The organism is Nitrospira sp. M1, from assembly GCF_965152605.1.
This window is the reverse complement of record NZ_OZ224217.1, coordinates 1,531,694-1,548,512: the sequence shown is the minus strand read 5'-3', so window position 1 is coordinate 1,548,512 and position 16,819 is coordinate 1,531,694. Positions and strand designations below refer to the sequence as shown.

18 protein-coding genes and 1 tRNA gene are annotated in these 16,819 nt (G+C 47.8%); 8 read left to right on the top strand and 11 right to left on the bottom strand.

Annotated elements, in window-relative coordinates; genetic code table 11:
• Positions 1-265: 265 nt before the first annotated feature.
• The 10 genes from ACWHX8_RS07320 to rplI form a co-directional block, all read right to left on the bottom strand.
• Positions 266-730: a hypothetical protein gene (locus ACWHX8_RS07320; RefSeq protein ID WP_447971299.1), complete on the bottom strand. Its 465-nt coding sequence runs from the start codon at positions 728-730 to the stop codon at positions 266-268.
• A gap of 216 nt (positions 731-946) precedes the next feature.
• Entirely contained in the window at positions 947-1,378 is a 432-nt protein-coding gene (locus ACWHX8_RS07315) for a hypothetical protein (protein ID WP_447971298.1), read from the bottom strand.
• 873 nt (positions 1,379-2,251) lie between these two features.
• Positions 2,252-2,812: a GlcG/HbpS family heme-binding protein gene (locus tag ACWHX8_RS07310; RefSeq protein ID WP_447971297.1), complete on the bottom strand. Its 561-nt coding sequence runs from the start codon at positions 2,810-2,812 to the stop codon at positions 2,252-2,254.
• A 58-nt stretch (positions 2,813-2,870) separates the two neighbouring features.
• Complete coding sequence (locus ACWHX8_RS07305; RefSeq protein WP_447971296.1) at positions 2,871-3,665, bottom strand: ankyrin repeat domain-containing protein; 795 nt, start codon at positions 3,663-3,665, stop codon at positions 2,871-2,873.
• A gap of 116 nt (positions 3,666-3,781) precedes the next feature.
• Positions 3,782-4,555 carry a ferredoxin--NADP reductase gene (locus tag ACWHX8_RS07300; protein ID WP_447971295.1) on the bottom strand — a complete coding sequence of 258 codons (774 nt, stop codon included), beginning with the start codon at positions 4,553-4,555 and terminating at the stop codon, positions 3,782-3,784.
• Between the two features lie 1,049 nt (positions 4,556-5,604).
• Positions 5,605-6,282: a response regulator gene (locus ACWHX8_RS07295; protein WP_447971294.1), complete on the bottom strand. Its 678-nt coding sequence runs from the start codon at positions 6,280-6,282 to the stop codon at positions 5,605-5,607.
• Positions 6,275-7,399: a histidine kinase gene (locus ACWHX8_RS07290; RefSeq protein ID WP_447971293.1), complete on the bottom strand. Its 1,125-nt coding sequence runs from the start codon at positions 7,397-7,399 to the stop codon at positions 6,275-6,277. Before ACWHX8_RS07290 ends, ACWHX8_RS07295 begins: the two co-directional genes overlap by 8 nt.
• Positions 7,400-7,520: 121 nt before the next feature.
• Positions 7,521-7,985 (bottom strand): transcriptional regulator NrdR, encoded by a 465-nt coding sequence (nrdR, locus tag ACWHX8_RS07285; RefSeq protein ID WP_447971292.1) that lies wholly within the window; start codon positions 7,983-7,985, stop codon positions 7,521-7,523.
• Between the two features lie 29 nt (positions 7,986-8,014).
• Positions 8,015-9,265, bottom strand: a complete 1,251-nt coding sequence (locus ACWHX8_RS07280; protein WP_447971881.1) for a serine hydroxymethyltransferase — start codon at positions 9,263-9,265, stop codon at positions 8,015-8,017.
• Positions 9,266-9,292: 27 nt separating this feature from the next.
• The gene (gene rplI / locus ACWHX8_RS07275; RefSeq protein WP_447971291.1) at positions 9,293-9,820 is read right to left on the bottom strand and encodes a 50S ribosomal protein L9; all 528 of its coding nucleotides are present in this window, start codon (positions 9,818-9,820) and stop codon (positions 9,293-9,295) included.
• A gap of 389 nt (positions 9,821-10,209) precedes the next feature.
• Here rplI and ACWHX8_RS07270 point away from each other — a divergent pair, with 389 nt between their 5' ends.
• The 3 genes from ACWHX8_RS07270 to ACWHX8_RS07260 all read left to right on the top strand — a co-directional run bounded on the left by ACWHX8_RS07270 (position 10,210) and on the right by ACWHX8_RS07260 (position 12,430).
• Entirely contained in the window at positions 10,210-10,728 is a 519-nt protein-coding gene (locus tag ACWHX8_RS07270; protein WP_447971290.1) for a hypothetical protein, read from the top strand.
• A 6-nt stretch (positions 10,729-10,734) separates the two neighbouring features.
• Positions 10,735-12,249, top strand: coding sequence for an AAA domain-containing protein (locus tag ACWHX8_RS07265; RefSeq protein ID WP_447971289.1), 1,515 nt, complete (start codon positions 10,735-10,737; stop codon positions 12,247-12,249).
• Between the two features lie 95 nt (positions 12,250-12,344).
• Positions 12,345-12,430, top strand: a tRNA-Leu gene (locus ACWHX8_RS07260).
• 168 nt (positions 12,431-12,598) lie between these two features.
• Here ACWHX8_RS07260 and ACWHX8_RS07255 read toward each other — a convergent pair.
• Positions 12,599-13,009, bottom strand: coding sequence for a VOC family protein (locus ACWHX8_RS07255; RefSeq protein ID WP_447971288.1), 411 nt, complete (start codon positions 13,007-13,009; stop codon positions 12,599-12,601).
• Between the two features lie 399 nt (positions 13,010-13,408).
• On the opposite strand from ACWHX8_RS07255, the gene ACWHX8_RS07250 reads away from it, so the two are divergent.
• From ACWHX8_RS07250 to ACWHX8_RS07230, 5 genes are all read left to right on the top strand, one after another.
• Positions 13,409-13,822 (top strand): response regulator, encoded by a 414-nt coding sequence (locus ACWHX8_RS07250; RefSeq protein ID WP_447971287.1) that lies wholly within the window; start codon positions 13,409-13,411, stop codon positions 13,820-13,822.
• 168 nt (positions 13,823-13,990) lie between these two features.
• Complete coding sequence (locus ACWHX8_RS07245; protein WP_447971286.1) at positions 13,991-14,260, top strand: hypothetical protein; 270 nt, start codon at positions 13,991-13,993, stop codon at positions 14,258-14,260.
• A gap of 126 nt (positions 14,261-14,386) precedes the next feature.
• Positions 14,387-15,244, top strand: a complete 858-nt coding sequence (locus ACWHX8_RS07240; RefSeq protein ID WP_447971285.1) for a hypothetical protein — start codon at positions 14,387-14,389, stop codon at positions 15,242-15,244.
• Between the two features lie 337 nt (positions 15,245-15,581).
• Positions 15,582-15,893: a hypothetical protein gene (locus ACWHX8_RS07235; RefSeq protein WP_447971284.1), complete on the top strand. Its 312-nt coding sequence runs from the start codon at positions 15,582-15,584 to the stop codon at positions 15,891-15,893.
• 215 nt (positions 15,894-16,108) lie between these two features.
• Entirely contained in the window at positions 16,109-16,654 is a 546-nt protein-coding gene (locus tag ACWHX8_RS07230; RefSeq protein ID WP_447971283.1) for a hypothetical protein, read from the top strand.
• Positions 16,655-16,819: the final 165 nt, after the last annotated feature.

Genomic DNA, 16,819 nt, shown 5'->3' with positions numbered 1-16,819 from the left:
GGTCTTTCAACAGAGTCGTCCTGTTGATGTGATGGAGGGGGAGGATTCGTGTGCGACATTAATCGTTCATCCTCAAAATGATGGCAAGCAGGCAATGATGGCAACACGTATCACAATACGGCAATCTACCCGTGGTATAGCGAAAGCATCCAGTGCAGGTACCTGGAGAATACATTTTGTGGGTAGTGCCTACCCACACTTACATCTTACAGAAGTTTGGGGAAGACACAAGCCATAACACAAAAATCGTTCAGAGCCATCAAACTCATTCAATAAGTCGTTTCCCTGCCTTCACCGCCTTGCTGGCCACCCGTTCTGCCGTGCCCCAAGCTTTCCCCACGACTTTCCCAACAGCTTCACCAGTTTTCTTTGCCACTTTCTGAGCTTTCCCCTTCACCACCCGGGTTTTCTTTTTCACAGTTTTGACGCCAACAGCAGCCTTCTTTTTCCCGGCTTGCTTCAGCGTACTGGCCTTCTTCTTCGCAGTAGTGACTGTTCGAGAAGCACCTTTGGTCTTCTTTGCCACGCCCTTCTTGGTTGTCTTGATAGCACGGGTTGCTTTCTTCTTGGCATCAGAGAGCGTCTGAGAAGCTTTTTCTGTCTTATTGATAACCTTCTTTTTGGCCTGCCGGACGGCAGATGCGGTCTTTTTGCTCGCTGTACGTTTGGCCTTGTCAGCTGCGTTCGCAACGGTCTTCACAGTGCGTTTGACGTTTCTTTGAGTAGGCATACACTTCCTTTCTTTAGACAAAAATAGTAAAGCAACGCCGAACGATACCATGATGATTGATTATTGTGAAGAGTGAACGCACGAGGACACGTACCGTGTAACGTGAAAACAACTGTGACATTCACGTCCTCACGAACGTTGAGGGGGAGAGTCCTTGTCGTATGAGGTCACGACCAGAAGACAGACGAGAAATGTTCGCGTATTGTAATCGGCGTCTTATTTGCTTTGCACTAAGATGGCGGCCCGTGCCGTCCCGCCACCTGTTTGCACATTTAAAAAAGTCATGCCTTGTCTTGCGGAATTTGGAACGGTCACTTCCAGACGTTTCGCATCGACATACGTCATCTGCTTTCCTTCCTGTGCCCCAATGGTGACATGATGGACACATTCTTTAGTCTTGCCGAAATCACCCGTCACAACAATCTTGTCACCTGGCTTAACCTCATCAGGTTCAACAGTTTCAATCACAGGACGCCGACTTGAATCACAAACCGGATCGTCTTTGACTTTATCTTCGTCATAACCTTCAATGGCTTTTGGGGTCGCCGACGCTCCAGTCGGCGATTGAGCCAATACGTTCCCTACGTCAACACACATAAAATTCGCAAGCAGAATGAGTGTGGCGAGCAATGAAGATACATTCATCATGATAGTGTTCCTCTGAAAGACAGGGTGAATAAATGGACGTTGAATAAAGACTCGTACTGACCTGAAAAGTATAACCTGGCAATTCCTAGACGACATACGGCATTCATTGTAGACTTCTGAGGACTTGAAATCTACTCATTCACGATAGGAATGAGGCTCTAAAGCAAGATCCGTGCGTCACTCACAATTATAGCGAATTCCCAATACGCTCCAAACAGGAAAATACAACTATAGGGCACCTCTAAAACCAGAATTTTTTCGTGAGTGCAAGGAAGTCGCGCGCGAAACTTGCGCGCCTGTGATCGTTCTCGCGGAAAGGAGAATCCATCCCAACAAAGGAAAGAGGGCAGTCCCGTCTGCCCTCTGACCCATCGTGCCCAAGGCCACTGCCCTGAGCCTTGGCTACAATAGTGGGACAACCCTCACGACACTGATAAACCCTCCATTGTGTGAGGGAAGTGAGCTCTTGTATTTTGATCGTAGGTAGCCAAGACATGAGGATTTGAGCACGTGGCTGACGCCGCAATCGCGGAAAGGGACGGTTTTTAGAGATACCCTATAGCCGTTCCCATATACTTCCGTCTGTACGACGTGTGTTGTTGCGCTGTGTACATGATGTACATTCGGCTGGAAGTTATTTGGGTTCGCTATAGCCCAACGCGGCACAACGTTTCAACCAATGAAAGTTATGTAAAACGGCTATAATCACTAGGGAGAATGCGTGGATACAATTTTGTGAGAAAGAGGGCATCACAAACAGTTGGGAGTGGGATTCGGTGCGGTTACCGGGTACGACCCAGCTACGACTCATCGGAACAGTGAGGAGATGAGTCGTGCCTTAGGCGTGATGGCATGGCTGGCGGATACGCCGGCTTAGTGTTCTGATTTTTGCGCTCCACTCTTTGAAGCCGCGCCAATACTCCTCAAACCAGCTTGCGCACAGGCAACATCAAGATGCCCACCAGGGGCACCACCCACTCCAATGCCTCCCACCACCTCGTCTCCCAATTCAATGGGAAGACCACCGGCAAGGAGAAGTATATGCTCATTCATGTGCTGGAGACCGTGAAGTACTGGCATCTTGGCAACCAGGCCAGCTAACTTTTCCGTAGGCTGTTTCAAACTCGCTGAAGAGTAGGCCTTCTTTCGGCTACTTTCTAACGTATGCGGCCCGGCTCCGTCCTGTCGCAACACCGCACGGATATTTCCTCCTCGATCGACCACCGTCGCACTGACCCGATACCCATCGGCTAAGCATTTGTCGACTGCCGCATGGGCCGCCTTTGTCGCCAAGGAAAGCGGCAGCACACTCTCACGAGGCAATTCCTCTGCCGAACTCTGTGCTGTCACGAGACCAATCACGCAACAGGTCATGAGTAGAATGTTCATACAGGACGAGTATACGGTGGGACGTTGACACTCAGCTCCGTTCATCTGCTCCTCCTTACTGAAAATTTTATGGATTTCTGCCGCTCCTCTCCATACTCGTCGTTCATGGACCGTGTGCATCTGCTGACTCTAGAATGGTAACGATTTCACGAAACCCCTTTCGCCTGGCATGAAGCAACGGAGAAATCCCCTCTTCGTCAGCAATCTGGATATCAGCTCCAGCCTTGACGAACAATTGAATGATCTGTTGATGACGTGGTCTCCCATTGCTCAACACGATCGCCTCCAAGAGCGCTATCCATCCTAAATTATTTACATGATCGACATCAATATCAGTCTTCAGTAACACTTTCACAACTTCGAGATGACCTCGTTCACATCCAGGAATCAACGCGGTCCCCCCAAAACGATTATATAGCGTAAAATCGGGGTTCGCTTCTAAGATGAACGGTAGTATCTCAAGCCTACCTTCAGCACCAGCTAATAATAATGGACTATCCATCTGATGATCTTGCGCATTCACATTTGCACCGGCTTCTATCAAGAGACGAGCAATCTCAACGGAGTTTATGCCAACCGCAATCAATAATGCCGTGCGTCCTCGAGTATCTCGACTTTCTACATCCGCTCCATGCTTCAATAATTGCTTGACCGAGGCAAGGTCACGTTGGTCAACCGCATCAATCAAGAGTTGCTCTCGCTCACTGATTGGCCTGCCAGGTTGAGCAAAGCCAAGAATTGACATGATGATCGTGACACTCCACAACAGTTTCCCAATTCGCTTCATCGATCCCCGCACCGTCGCATCATTTAAATGGCAAAAGGGGTTGGCATGCCTGAGCCGACGTGACGTGTTTCTCAGGGATGACTTCAGGCGATAGCCATTCGTCTTATGCATGCCTGTTGCCGTTCATCCTCATCTCGTCGCACTCAGGACAAAACTGTACAGCACTTTTTCGTCCTCGCGCACAACAATCAGAAGCGCTAAGCTTGGGAATCGTGCACACGTCATACTCAATAGCCCACAAACTCCTCAGTGCGAATATCATGATCACGCACACCAGCCTTACGAAGCATAGAACGACATCCACTCACCATGGCAGACGAACCAACGATATAGTAGATAGGACTATCGATCCCCGGTACATGTCTCATCAACATTGCCTGATCCACATATCCAGTTTCCCCCAACCAGGGATCTCGTGCTTGTGCTGGTTGCGTCATAGTACCGACAAAGGTGTAGTTGGAAAGCGTACCCTGAAGATCTTCGAGTTCGTGAAAAAAAGGCGCATCTTCCAGACGACGGTTTGCATACAAGAGCGTGAATCGATGGGTCCGTTGATTGGCCGCGGCATCAATCAGCATACTCCGGAACGGGGCAATCCCGATACCGCCAGCCAGAAATACCAATGGCCTTGCGGCCTGTTCCGGCAAGGTCAAATGACCATATGGACCTTCAATATTCACCATCGTTTGAAGCGGCATATTCATCAGAACTCGTTTAAAGGCAGAATCACGTACACGCGTGACCACCATAAGGCAATTTTCTGATGGCGCACTTGCGATCGTTAACGCACGGGTATTACCGGCTGAGTCGGTTTCAGGCGGGTCCAGGAGCATCAGATCAATGAACTGCCCCGCTTTGAAACTAAAATCGGCTGGCCGTTCAAAATACAAGGCCATTGTCTTATCCGCCACTTCACGACACGCGATAAATCGAACGTGATTGGTTGTTGGTTCAAGAATGCCCTTACTGGCTCCCTGCTGCATATGTTCGCCATTATCCATCTTCGATGTCCTTCTCTCTTAAACCAGACAGCACCGTCGTGACGATATCCACGAATGTGGAAGCATCGATTACGCCATACTCTGAATCGATGAAACTCTTCATCGCGTATCAAAAGATTACGTCTGACTCATTATAATAGTCGTCTACTCACACATATGTTTTGATACTGAGCGTTCGTCATAAAATGTTTCCCTCCTTCAACTTTTTGCATGATTCACACTCAAGGTGCACTGGCTCTTCAATATGGCCTCAACAAGCAGACCATGAAAGAGCAAGAAGAAAATTTGAGAGATTGCACCACGGGAAGGAACAAAGTGCATGGCAATGACATCGCACGTTCGAGGCGATACCGCGGAAGGAATCTGCTCAAGTAAAGATTTTGCTACGCCTCTCTACTCAACACACTATCAGGCGCGCGCATATACGTGGGAGATATAGACGGACACACACAAAGCGTATATCCGTCACTAACTCAGTTACTTCAAAGTAAGGGGAGAGGACGCACGGTGGGACATTGACGACTCTTGTCTATACACATTCAATACATTGGCAAATGCAAGTTTCGCCCTGATGACAGAGAACATTGAAGTGGATTGCGTTGTCAGTGCTCGTGAGTAGTACAGATTCACGCAAACCATCAAAACGACCGCTGCAATGACCAATAAATCGTAGACAGGATTCATTATTCACCTCACTTGCCAATATTGAATGTGCAAAGAGTATTCCTGTCATATTTTCGCAAATATTTCTTCCAACACATCATTCAATATATTGAAAGTAAAGAGTTTTTCCATCATTATCTGACTCTTTCAAAAAATGACAAGCGTGAGCTACCTACACACAAGTGCGATTTCGAACGGAAGATAATGTGTGATATTGCACAAGCGGCTATCGTTGATGAGACAAGCTTACGATATCGATCACTCTCTCATGCTCTCAAGCACGCTTGGACTTGTAGAAACCTGGGCCTGAATACGGTGAGCAAACGGAAGAAAGGGCGAGGATATGGCTTGCCGACGGTACGGCAATACGGATTTCAGGCTAACAATTATGACTGTCGAGGCTCAAGCTCAATAATACCTTTGCGAATAGCCAAAATCGCGGCCTGCGTACGATCATACACATGCAGTTTGTGGAAGATATTTCTGACGTGATTTTTCACTGTTTTTTCACTAAGATCCAATACATTTGCAATTTCTTTATTTGTTTTTCCATCGGCAACGAGTCGAAGCACGGTAATTTCCCGTTCAGTCAGATCATGCTCAAGAATCCCTTTCTTCCGACCCTTCCCTTCCGATAATAGAGAAAATTCTGCAAGTATTTTACTGGCCACTGAGGGGTGAATAAGTGACTCGCCTCGCGAAATCGTCCGAATTGCCGCCACAATTTGCGCGGAGTCACTATCTTTGAGCAAATAACCTGTGGCTCCTGCACGAACAAGATCAAAAATATACTGCTGCTCTTCATACATCGTCAGCGCAATCACGCCAATATGCGGAAACTCTCGCTTGATGATCCGAGTCGCCTCCACACCGGTCATCCCCGGCATGCTCACATCCATCAAGATCACATCGGGCATCAACGAACGAGTTTTTTCAACAGCCTCTCCACCATCACGAGCCTCTCCGATAATTTCAATATCATCCTTTGTTTCAAGAATCGCGCACAGTCCCTCCCGGACGACACGATGATCATCGGTAATTAACACTTTTGTTCTTTTAGCCATGTGCGCGTTTCTCCTTTGATGCGATTGGGATATGAATCGTCACGCTCGTGCCCTTTCCCCGTTGCGACTCCCACCGTACTTCTCCGGCCAACATCCGAGCGCGCTCCATCATGCCTTGCAATCCAAAATGATCCCACTTCTCAGGATTATTCGATTCCATTGCGACGTCAAATCCCGTCCCATTATCCGTGATCGTCGTGACCAGAAATTTCTTTTGAGACATCACCTCGACATGGACCTGCGACGCCTTGGCATGCTTGGCAACATTATGCAGCGCCTCTTGAACCATTCGAAAGACAAACACTTTTGTCTTTGGATCCAAATGCGATTGTGCTCCCGTCGATTTAAAAGCGGTTCGGATTTTTTGTTCCGCTTCAAACGACTTCAAATAATTTGAAAGAGCCGAGACGAGATCAAGATTATCATAATGACCTGGACGAAGATTATACACAACTTGCCGTGCTTCTTGAATTGCATCCTTCAACTGCCCTTTTGTTTGATTAATCATCGTCAAACATTTTACAGGCTCCGTGCGAACAAGATCCCGACATCGTTCGAGCTTAAGATTCGACCCTACCAGCGTTTGGACAAGTCCATCATGTATTTCACAGGCAATTCGCGTTCGCTCGTCATTCACGGCCCCTTCGGACTCTTCCTTCACATACAGCTGAAACAGCGATTGATACCGCATTAATGTCGTTTCAATTTCTGTGGTGGCACGAATACGCGCTTCAACCAATTGCCACATAAACTTCGCACTCGCACCTCCGATGATCGAGAGGTTGGGAGCATGAATTTTCGAGAGGGCCTTTTCAACATCTGGATTCCCTGTGACATCGATCACCAACTCTACATCTTTACTCTGCAGAAAATCCCGGTAGTCTTTCGTGACAGGAATATTGAGCCGTTGAGCCAGCCGAATCCCACGTGTGCCCAACCGTGTCTCGGCAAGACCCACGACTCGAACCAGAGGATCATCAGCAAAAATTTCGATTAAGGCTGTCCCGCCTTTTCCGCCACCGATAATTGCCACTCGTGTGACAGCGACCGCAGCAGCAGAACGACTCGACGGTGTGCGCTTGCGGGATCCGTTAGGCTTGGTTGGTCGTCGAGGCATGCGGTGGGATCATAGAAGAAGAAATATGGTATCAGGACACCGCTTCATAAAAAATTCCACACGAGTGTTCCAATTCGATCACCCTCACTCTATCCAGCGTGTCGCGTACATCGCATACGCCTTACGACACATGTTTTTCTTGAGCAAGAATTTTGATCGTATCCATAAACTGATCGATATCTTTGAACTCTCGATACACAGACGCAAATCGAACATAGGCAACAGGATCAAGGTCGCGAAGCTCTCGAATGACTTCTTCTCCTACATCGCGACTTGGGATTTCCGTTTCACCTTTTTCTTGTATCCGTTTCTCAATTCGATCAACCGACGCTCCGAGCGCACTAATACTCACCGGACGTTTCTCGCACGCCTTTTTGAGACCAGAGAGAATTTTCGTACGGTCAAAGGGTTCACGTCGATTGTCCTTTTTGACGACCATGGGCATGCTCTCTTCAATCCGCTCATACGTTGTATAGCGGCGGCGGCAGGAGAGACATTCCCGGCGACGACGAATGATTTCCCCTTCTCGTGCAGTACGAGAATCAATCACCTTATCGTCAAGCTGGTCACAAAATGGGCACTTCACCGAACGCGGTCCTGTCGTTGAATGGCCCCTTAGACGGGTTGATAGGAATGAAAAATGGGAAATTGAGCACACAGGGCTTTGACTTCTTTTTTCACCTGCCGCTGTGTCTTGGCATCGTGAACATGTTGAAGTACGCGATCCATCAAATCAACCATGGCCTGCATTTCATGTTTGCCCATCCCACGCGTTGAGACCACAGGCGTACCAATGCGGATACCACTCGCAACCGCAGGCGGTTTTTCATCATAGGGAATGGCATTTTTATTCACGACAATTCCTGCTGCATCTAAACCTGCTTCCGCGTCTTTTCCCGTCACGCCCTTTGGCGTAAGATTGAGAAGAAATAAGTGATTATCAGTTCCACCCGATACGACACGGTACCCCCGCTCAAGGAATCCTTCGGCTACGATCTTCGCATTTTCCACAACCTGACGTTGGTACGCGGTAAACGCCGGTGATAACGCCTCTTGAAATGCGACAGCCTTGGCGGCCACAACATGCATAAGCGGACCACCTTGAAGTCCCGGGAATATGATTTTATCGACAGCTTTGGCATGTTCAGCCTTACACATGATCATGCCAGATCGAGGGCCACGCAACGTCTTGTGAGTAGTCGTCGTCACAAAATCAGCATACGGCACTGGATTCGGATGAAGCCCGGCAGCAATTAAGCCAGCAATATGCGCGATATCAACCAACAAGTAAGCTCCTACGGCTTGGGCGATTTCTCGAAATCGAGAAAAATCTAACACGCGGGAATAGGCACTCGCGCCCACGACAAGCATTCGAGGCTGACATTCTTCCGCAATTCGTTGAACGGCATCATAATCGATACGTTCCGTTTCGCGATCTACTCCATATGAATATGATTGAAACAGCTTTCCAGAAAAGTTCACCTTATGCCCATGGGTCAAATGCCCCCCATGCGCTAAGTCCATACCTAAGATGGCATCACCAGGTTTCAGGACCGACAGATACGCAGCCATGTTGGCCGATGAACCAGAATGCGGCTGCACATTGACATGCTCGCATCCAAAAATTCTTTTGGCACGCTCAATAGCTAACTCTTCAACCGTATCGACATGCTCGCATCCACCATAATATCGACGGCCGGCATAGCCTTCGGCATATTTATTCGTCATCACGCAGCCTTGAGCGCCAAGAACGGCGGGACTTGCGTAATTTTCTGACGCGATCAACACGAGCTTTTCACGTTGACGCTTTTCTTCAGCTCGAATGGCCGCCCAGACATCAGGGTCGGTTTCCTGAATGGCTTTCATCGTACCCACGGGATGACGCATGAAGTCTTACTCCCCTTCCGAAGATTCGTTATTCGATACGGTTTCGCTCGTCTCACTCGAGGCATGGGCGTGAGCCTCAGGCTCCTCCTCGCCTTTCTTGACAACCGTGACGGAAAATTCCGGCACCACATCTCGATGCAATTTCACCGGAACGGAAAATGTCCCAAGTTCCTTAATCGGCTGAGCCAGTTGAATCTTACGCCGATCAATGTCAATACCGTCCTTCGCCAATTGCTCTGCAACGTCTTTTGAGGTCACAGACCCAAATAATTTATCGTCTTTGCCAGTTTGGACTTCGAACGTCAATGCAACGTGAGAAATTTTCTTTCCCAACTCAGCAAGATCTTGAAGCTCTTTCTTCGTTTGATGAGACGCCACCCGCTTCAAATGTTCGAACATTTTGAGATTGCGAGGGTTGGCAAGAACTGCCTTGCTCCGAGGAATAAGAAAATTTCTCGCATATCCATCTGCAACCGTCAGCAGATCACCAACATAGCCTAGACCGTCAACATTTTCTTTAAGAATCACTTTCATGCACGTTCACTCCTTCCACTGTTTCTCTTGCACAAACACTGTGTTACAAGCCAATTCTTGGCATCTACTGTCACATAACATCGAGTATTCTCTACGGTGCTTCACGTTGAAGTTTTACGTAAGACGCCTTTTCGGATGTCGGTGTCGTCGACTCACCGAGACCATATCATACACATTTGGAGAATCTGCTTATGTGGGGGAACGACTATATTAAAGAAGATTGATCATAAAGTCGGGTCCACAAAAAGTCAATTTCCTCTCCAATTACGAGGACTTATTTCATTGAGAACCTATACCTAGACACTCTTGAAAAGGCTTCTCTACAATGAGCAAGGAAAGACAGCCTATTTTGTATGAAAATCTCATTCGCCCAAAGGATGCGCGGTTCTGTGCCATCTCATACCAAAAACACCATAACGTTGTGGTTCTTCAGAAAAAAATTCAACCGACAAACCGCATTGCATTATTCCATCATCACCATTTTCATGTTGCTCAACATCTCAACACCCACCCATGGGACGGCATTGGCACAGCCTTCGGACACCAACGGGTTATCCACATTACATGTTCGTCTCAGCAGTAAAGCCATCCGTCCACCCCAAGAACTCGTAATCTCGACTCTCAAGATACCCAATATGGCAATAGCGAGGCCAATAGTCGGCCCACCATCAAAAGCAGCGATTTTAGAAAATGATCAACGTCATCGAACGGCTGTCCTGACTTCCGAGGAAAACGGAGACTTAACGGTATACGTCTTAGACCATATCGACTTAACGCCTCATCGTGAGAGCCTACGGGCTCTGGTGGAAAACCGCGGATGCGCACATGATCGTATGACCATCACCGGGGGCCTCGGCTGTGTGGCAATTTGCTTGAAAGAAATCATTGAAGCTGAGTATCTTCCGTAGATTTCCATGAAACTGCACGAACTACTTACGCATTACGCGAACCAATTACAGACAGAGCGAGACCACGCCATGACGCTCGGCCTGGATGCCCCCATCGATATTGCGAAGGCTAGACATACTAAGACTATTGGAGGGTTGCACCTCTACGCGATCGAATGCGCAGAAGAGCAGGGTCTTCTACAGGACATTCCATTCACTATTTTACCGTCAAACGACTGCGAGCCCACAGAAGGTGTTGTGCTCGGCCGACTCAATGGTGAGATGATCATCCAAACCGTCGATACATTCGGTGACACCGTGCATCATTGCACCTTAATTCCCGATACGGCAGGTTATCTTGAAACGGCAGCCACACGATTACATGATATGGCGGGCAATCCGGAATCCTTCACATTGGGTCCAGCCGAACGACTCGTTCCCTGGCTCGACCCTGATGAAACAACCGATGCGACCAATGCACGAATGCATGGTGCGACGGCGGTTCTCACCACAATGTGGGACCCTGATGACGCGACGCGGCAGGCCAGCTTATGTACATTGCTCGTCGAACAAGCCAGGCTGAATAAACGTGTCTTAGTGATCAGTCCAGACCACGACTCACTGGACCGTCTGGCCGGAGCCATGGCAAAAAAACTTCACAATGCCGCCTTACCGTACAAAAGCCTTCTCACTCGCTATGAAATGCCGATACTCCAGATCATAGAAGGAATCGCACTTCAAGAAATTGGGTTTGAAGCTCACATGCATCAATTTTATGCCAAGGCCAATTCACACAAAGTTGCCTTACGTAAAAAATATGACCGGTTTCGAGAACTCACTCCAATTTTGTCGTATAAACGAGACAAACAAAAAGATTTGAATGAGGTCAAACTCTTGGAATGGCGTCTCTTAACCTCACTCAGCGAATGGCAGGGCAAAATTAAGTCTCTCGATAAAACCGTCGCAGACTATGAAGCCATTCCGATTTGGAAACGTCTGGCCATGCAGGCAGCTGGAAAAAATGTGGAAACCCTCAAAGAATATCGTAGCATCTATGTAGAAAAAACCCGGGAACTGATGCACGAAATAGAGATTGCCCAACAACGCATTCGAGAACTCATTCCCGAAGCCGCGATTCCTAAAGACATGCGACCGGAATACGACGAACTGAAGGAAGCCATCAGCAAACTCGGGGGAACAAAGAAAATTCGAGAAATGTTGGCTGCCGGAGAAGGAACCAACCGCCAGGCTTTTATTCAAAATAAGCGCATTGTGGCAACGACGGCCAGCCGAGTCTTGACCGATCCCCTGTTCAAACGCGTTCGCTTCGATGTAGCCATGATCGACAATGCCCCTCGAATCCCAGCCCCATGTTTATTAGGAGCGTCCGGACTTATTCGAGAGCGGATTATTCTGAGTGGCGACAGCCATGAACTTCAACCGTGGCCGGGCAAGAACACTCCCCATGCATTAGGTAAGTGGCCGCAAAAGCTATTGAACCTCTCATCCAGATCGCAAACCGAAGAAACTCAGGTAGGGTAGCGCAAGCCCCATGCTTCTAATCCTCTGCAAAAGATAAGAATGAGAAACTCCACCTTGACCCCTTCACTCTAAAAGATGATAATCTCCCATACTGAGCCGAAGTGGCGGAACGGCAGACGCACCAGATTCAGGGTCTGGCGCCCTCCGGGGTGTGCGGGTTCAAATCCCGCCTTCGGCACCAAATTCTTTTCCAGCGACGATCATTCGCTATCAGTTTTTCTATCTCCCGTTTCTCTATTTCCATCGAATAATACTTCTACCCTTGTAACACGTTCCATCAGTGCGAAGAGTTTCTTTTCCAAATGATACCAGGCGCGGAGAATCACAGTATTGATCGTATTAGATGACTTTACTCAGATGGTGGGCCTTTGAGTTCAATGGTGTTCCCTTCGGGATCTTGAATGTAGATAGAGGGGCCACTCCCTTCAGCTCCATATCGAGTCTCAAGTTTGCTGCCAACCACATGGTATCGGCTAAGGTGCTCGCGAATGGCCTCCTCATCGAAGGATTCTAAACGGACACAGAAATGATCCATGTTTCGACCCTCTTTCTCAGGTGCAGCTCCACCCATTCGCCCAATCTCGCTGTCAACCGCAACAATATCAATCAATGCCTCGCCCGCCCTTAGTTGCACGATGCCAATATCAGGAGACAATCGCCTTTCAACGGTGCACCCAATAACATTGCAGTAAAATGTCACTAACTTCTCAGCATCTTTGGCTCGTATCACGACGTGGTCCAACTTTCTGATCCGAATCAAGGTTCACCTCCTTTATGCATTATGCATAGCAAAATCACCTTTTTCGGTATTATAATTTATTCTTAAACTTCACCATCAACCCTTCTGATCCGGATAGAGTAAGATGTTGCATTGGAAGCAAAAGAGACAGTTGTATTATTCAAGACATAGAACATAGCCGAGTTGTTCCCATTCAATACATCATTTTCTCCATGGCGCTTATGCTATCCGGGATATGCGGGTTCACATCTTGCCTTCGGCACCAAATGGTTCTTTACCGGCTCCACATTTTACACATGACCGCCGAACCCATTATCTAGTACAATACGACTTATACGAAAAACTCGTTTGTGATTATCTTCGGAATTTGTTTCTAAGGCCGCTTTGTGGCCTAAGGAGAGAGCGTGCGGCTCTACCCTTATGAGTGACACAGATAACAACGTCCAACAGCCGAACACCCAAGCTCCCAAACGCATCTGCCTCATCGATGATGATCCAGCCGCTCGATTCCTTCTTCGCCTCTTACTTGAACACCACGGCCATCAATGTCTCGAAGCGGAGCAAGGCTCTCCTGCCCTTGCCCTTCTCCAGGAAGGACAGATCGTCGACCTGATCTTGACCGATAACCAAATGCCACACATGAACGGATTAGAATTCTTAAAGCAATTGCATGAATCAGTCCCCTGTCCCCCTCCCGTCATCATGTACAGTGGTCAATTAAATGAAGACCTCAAACAACACGCCCTCCAACTCGGAGCGCACGCGGTATTGAGCAAACCCTATACATTCCCTGAAATCCTACAGGCCATTAACCAGGCCTTAGCGACCGCCTAAGCTTCTGGTTTTTTCACTCACGTCATGGACACCATGACGCACAATCCTTCGCGCGACGATCTCTCTCACTGTACACATCGCTTGACAATTAAAGGGAGGTTGGCACAATGACCCCATTCATATGTGCTTGATGGCCTTATTCGCTTTATCCGTACGGTGTTTCACGACATGTTCTGGATCAAAAAGGTTGAAGTCACGCTTGAGAATAATATGAAGAAAATCGTGTTAGAGCGCCCGTCGTTTTTAGGTCCACGACGTCGAATCAAATTCATTGAATCAACACTACCCACAATGATTTGCTCAGCAGAGACAAATGTCATTAGCATCACGCATCGGCGCAGAGGCTGGCGGTTTCGAATCAGATATCCCTTACAAACGACGTACTATAAAAAAAATCCCAAAGGGAAATGGATTCAAATTGGAACAGTCTATCCATAAGCACACGATTTGTTTTACGATCCACTCTCTTGTATATTTGCATTGTGCATGAAACATCATGCGTAGAGAATGAACCACCAACACCAAGTACAGGCTATAAGGAATTCGGTCGTATTCAGCAAACACGTGACGTACCTTACGAAGCTTTCGCTCATAAGCCTCACGGCATTGCTTGTATTCTCTGGGTGTGCGACTCCAACGTTGACTCCAGAAGAAACGAAACAACTGAAGACCAAAACCTATTCGGCACTCTCCCCTGAAACAATTCTCCCTGCCGTGTCTGATTTATTTTTTTTAGTAGATGACCAGGCCTACCAGAGAACAGTACACGACAATCGCCTTACCGCCACGCGTACCCACAGCCTCGATATCGGAATGACTTTCGTCAAAGCGAAAGACACGTGGATTGTCGACATGGAGAAAACACCGAAAGGCACCACGGTCACACTCGATGTCAAAAGTGAAGAAACATGGATGACCGGCACAACTGAGGTCGACATGCCAGATGGCCCTGCCGTGTATACGCAATTCTGGACTCGTCTAGACTTTTTGCTCGGACAATCGACCGCCTGGATGACGTGTGACGATTTGACCAATGAATACCTGGAAGACCGAACATGGGGTGATACCTGGTGGCTGTGCAGCGAAGTCAAAGACCGAACACCGCCCGAATTGCTTGAAGGGACATGGCAAACACGCGAAGGGTTCTCCCTTTCCTCAGAAGACAACAATCTCTGTATACAGGAAGTGCGCGAAGGCAAATACGGCTTAGCACAAACACCACGACAACATGAGATTTACCGAACGCTTTGCCTGGAAGAGCTCGGCTACGAAAACAGTGACGAACCATCTGACCAACAGGTTCCAGATATCCAGTTCCCCGATGAACTCTACGATGATCAGGTGGACCCCATGGCACCAGGCAGAACAATGCCTCATTTAGAACATGATGGGACGCCATGGTCTTCACCATCTAATCCGTAATATCCCACGCCTAGGAACTCATCCCACCCAAATAGAAAATGTACTTCGATTTTTTGATGAATTGTGTTATATTGAAAGGAATACATTACCTTTCATCTTCGAGTGCATCGTGATTCGAAATATTTCCTACCCGCCTTCTCATACACGCACTTATCTCCCATGTATTTCTCTACGTCCAACAGCCCAGAGCTCCAGACATTGAGAGACGTATAAGTCATCGCAGCCTCACGTTGTGATATTCCTTTGGTCATATCATAATTGGAAAAATTCTCGCACAGATGGTGAACAGAAAAATCCTGAGTTCAGCACCCCAAGAAAAAAAGGAGTGAAGACTGCCATGAATGGTTTCCGACCTCTCTTACCACGACCCAAAATCACAGGTGCCCTCTGGATAGGTGTCGTACTCGCTGCATGCCTCACGTTGACTGCATGCTCTCGGTCAGCTTGGATGAAAGCAGATGGACGAGAGGTATCTCCAAATGAACAATTGACGTGTGCCGAAGAAGTCGGGGAACTGCCTGAAAACCACGCCCTGAATCACGACGAATTACAACCGAAGATTGAAGCCTGCATGAAGGGGAAGGGTTATCACCGGCGTCCCTGGTGGCTGTTAAACGATTTACATTGGAATATTAGTCCTCCATCCTAAGCATACAAGCCTGAGGCCTGACACGCTCATCGTTGCATTTTCCTGCTTAGCGCTCATCCGACTTCTTCATTCGGTTGCTCACAGAAGACGACTCGCTTCTCAAGATCAAAGTTTGATAAGGTGAGGCGTTGTTCTGCATACACACCTACTCTCAACATGATTCATCAAATGTATGAGTACATACTGCCGTTGAAATGGTACAAAGGAGAGCATTCGTGACATACACTCACCATTGTTCGCGCATCACCATGATCGGGTGGATGCTGACAGGTCTTATGCTTCTTCCAATCCCCGCCTATTCCGAAGTCATTCAAGGTTTTAGAGATCTGAAGTTTGGCATGACAGAAAATGATGTTCAGGCATTAGAACACTGCACAACCTCATCGGAATGTCTGTACGAACTTGCGGGGAAAAATCGTTACTTGCAGATGTTTTATACTGAACAGACACCCAACCATCAATCGTCCCCAATACTCACGAAGGTTTCCATTGAGATGGGAAGATTTACAAATGATTGGTACGAAGAACTCCAAGGCCGCCTATTGGATCAATACCAAGCGGCGAATGAATTAACAGACCGTGACATTGAAGCCTTTGCAAATAAACAACAGTCTGAATTAGTCTCTGTCTATGAAAACGGCCAAGTGCTCCTCAAGGTTGTTAGGCGGAAGTATGAAGTCCTCATCCTCAAAGTGGTGTATCAAAATACAGACTTAGCGAGTGAAGTCCTCCGACAGCACAACGTATCACCAAAACCGTAATGACAAGAACTTTTTATCATTCACGCACGTGATATATTATGTGTCCGAATGCCCTACCGTCATTGATACCCTGAATTTTCGTCGACCACAACACGAGAAAGTGAGCGATCCATCGGCATCCTGAATCTTCATGAGCCTGACAATCATACGTCAGAACCCTTCACT

Excerpts from the sequence above, each read along its gene's own strand:
- ACWHX8_RS07320 (WP_447971299.1), bottom strand. The coding sequence starts at position 730 with ATGCCTACTCAAAGAAACGTCAAACGCACTGTGAAGACCGTTGCGAAC.
- ACWHX8_RS07315 (WP_447971298.1), bottom strand. The coding sequence starts at position 1,378 with ATGATGAATGTATCTTCATTGCTCGCCACACTCATTCTGCTTGCGAAT.
- ACWHX8_RS07310 (WP_447971297.1), bottom strand. The coding sequence starts at position 2,812 with ATGAACGGAGCTGAGTGTCAACGTCCCACCGTATACTCGTCCTGTATG.
- ACWHX8_RS07305 (WP_447971296.1), bottom strand. The coding sequence starts at position 3,665 with ATGCATAAGACGAATGGCTATCGCCTGAAGTCATCCCTGAGAAACACG.
- ACWHX8_RS07300 (WP_447971295.1), bottom strand. The coding sequence starts at position 4,555 with ATGGATAATGGCGAACATATGCAGCAGGGAGCCAGTAAGGGCATTCTT.
- ACWHX8_RS07295 (WP_447971294.1), bottom strand. The coding sequence starts at position 6,282 with ATGGCTAAAAGAACAAAAGTGTTAATTACCGATGATCATCGTGTCGTC.
- ACWHX8_RS07290 (WP_447971293.1), bottom strand. The coding sequence starts at position 7,399 with ATGCCTCGACGACCAACCAAGCCTAACGGATCCCGCAAGCGCACACCG.
- ACWHX8_RS07280 (WP_447971881.1), bottom strand. The coding sequence starts at position 9,265 with ATGAAAGCCATTCAGGAAACCGACCCTGATGTCTGGGCGGCCATTCGA.
- rplI (WP_447971291.1), bottom strand. The coding sequence starts at position 9,820 with ATGAAAGTGATTCTTAAAGAAAATGTTGACGGTCTAGGCTATGTTGGT.
- ACWHX8_RS07265 (WP_447971289.1), top strand. The coding sequence starts at position 10,735 with ATGAAACTGCACGAACTACTTACGCATTACGCGAACCAATTACAGACA.
- ACWHX8_RS07250 (WP_447971287.1), top strand. The coding sequence starts at position 13,409 with ATGAGTGACACAGATAACAACGTCCAACAGCCGAACACCCAAGCTCCC.
- ACWHX8_RS07245 (WP_447971286.1), top strand. The coding sequence starts at position 13,991 with ATGTTCTGGATCAAAAAGGTTGAAGTCACGCTTGAGAATAATATGAAG.
- ACWHX8_RS07235 (WP_447971284.1), top strand. The coding sequence starts at position 15,582 with ATGAATGGTTTCCGACCTCTCTTACCACGACCCAAAATCACAGGTGCC.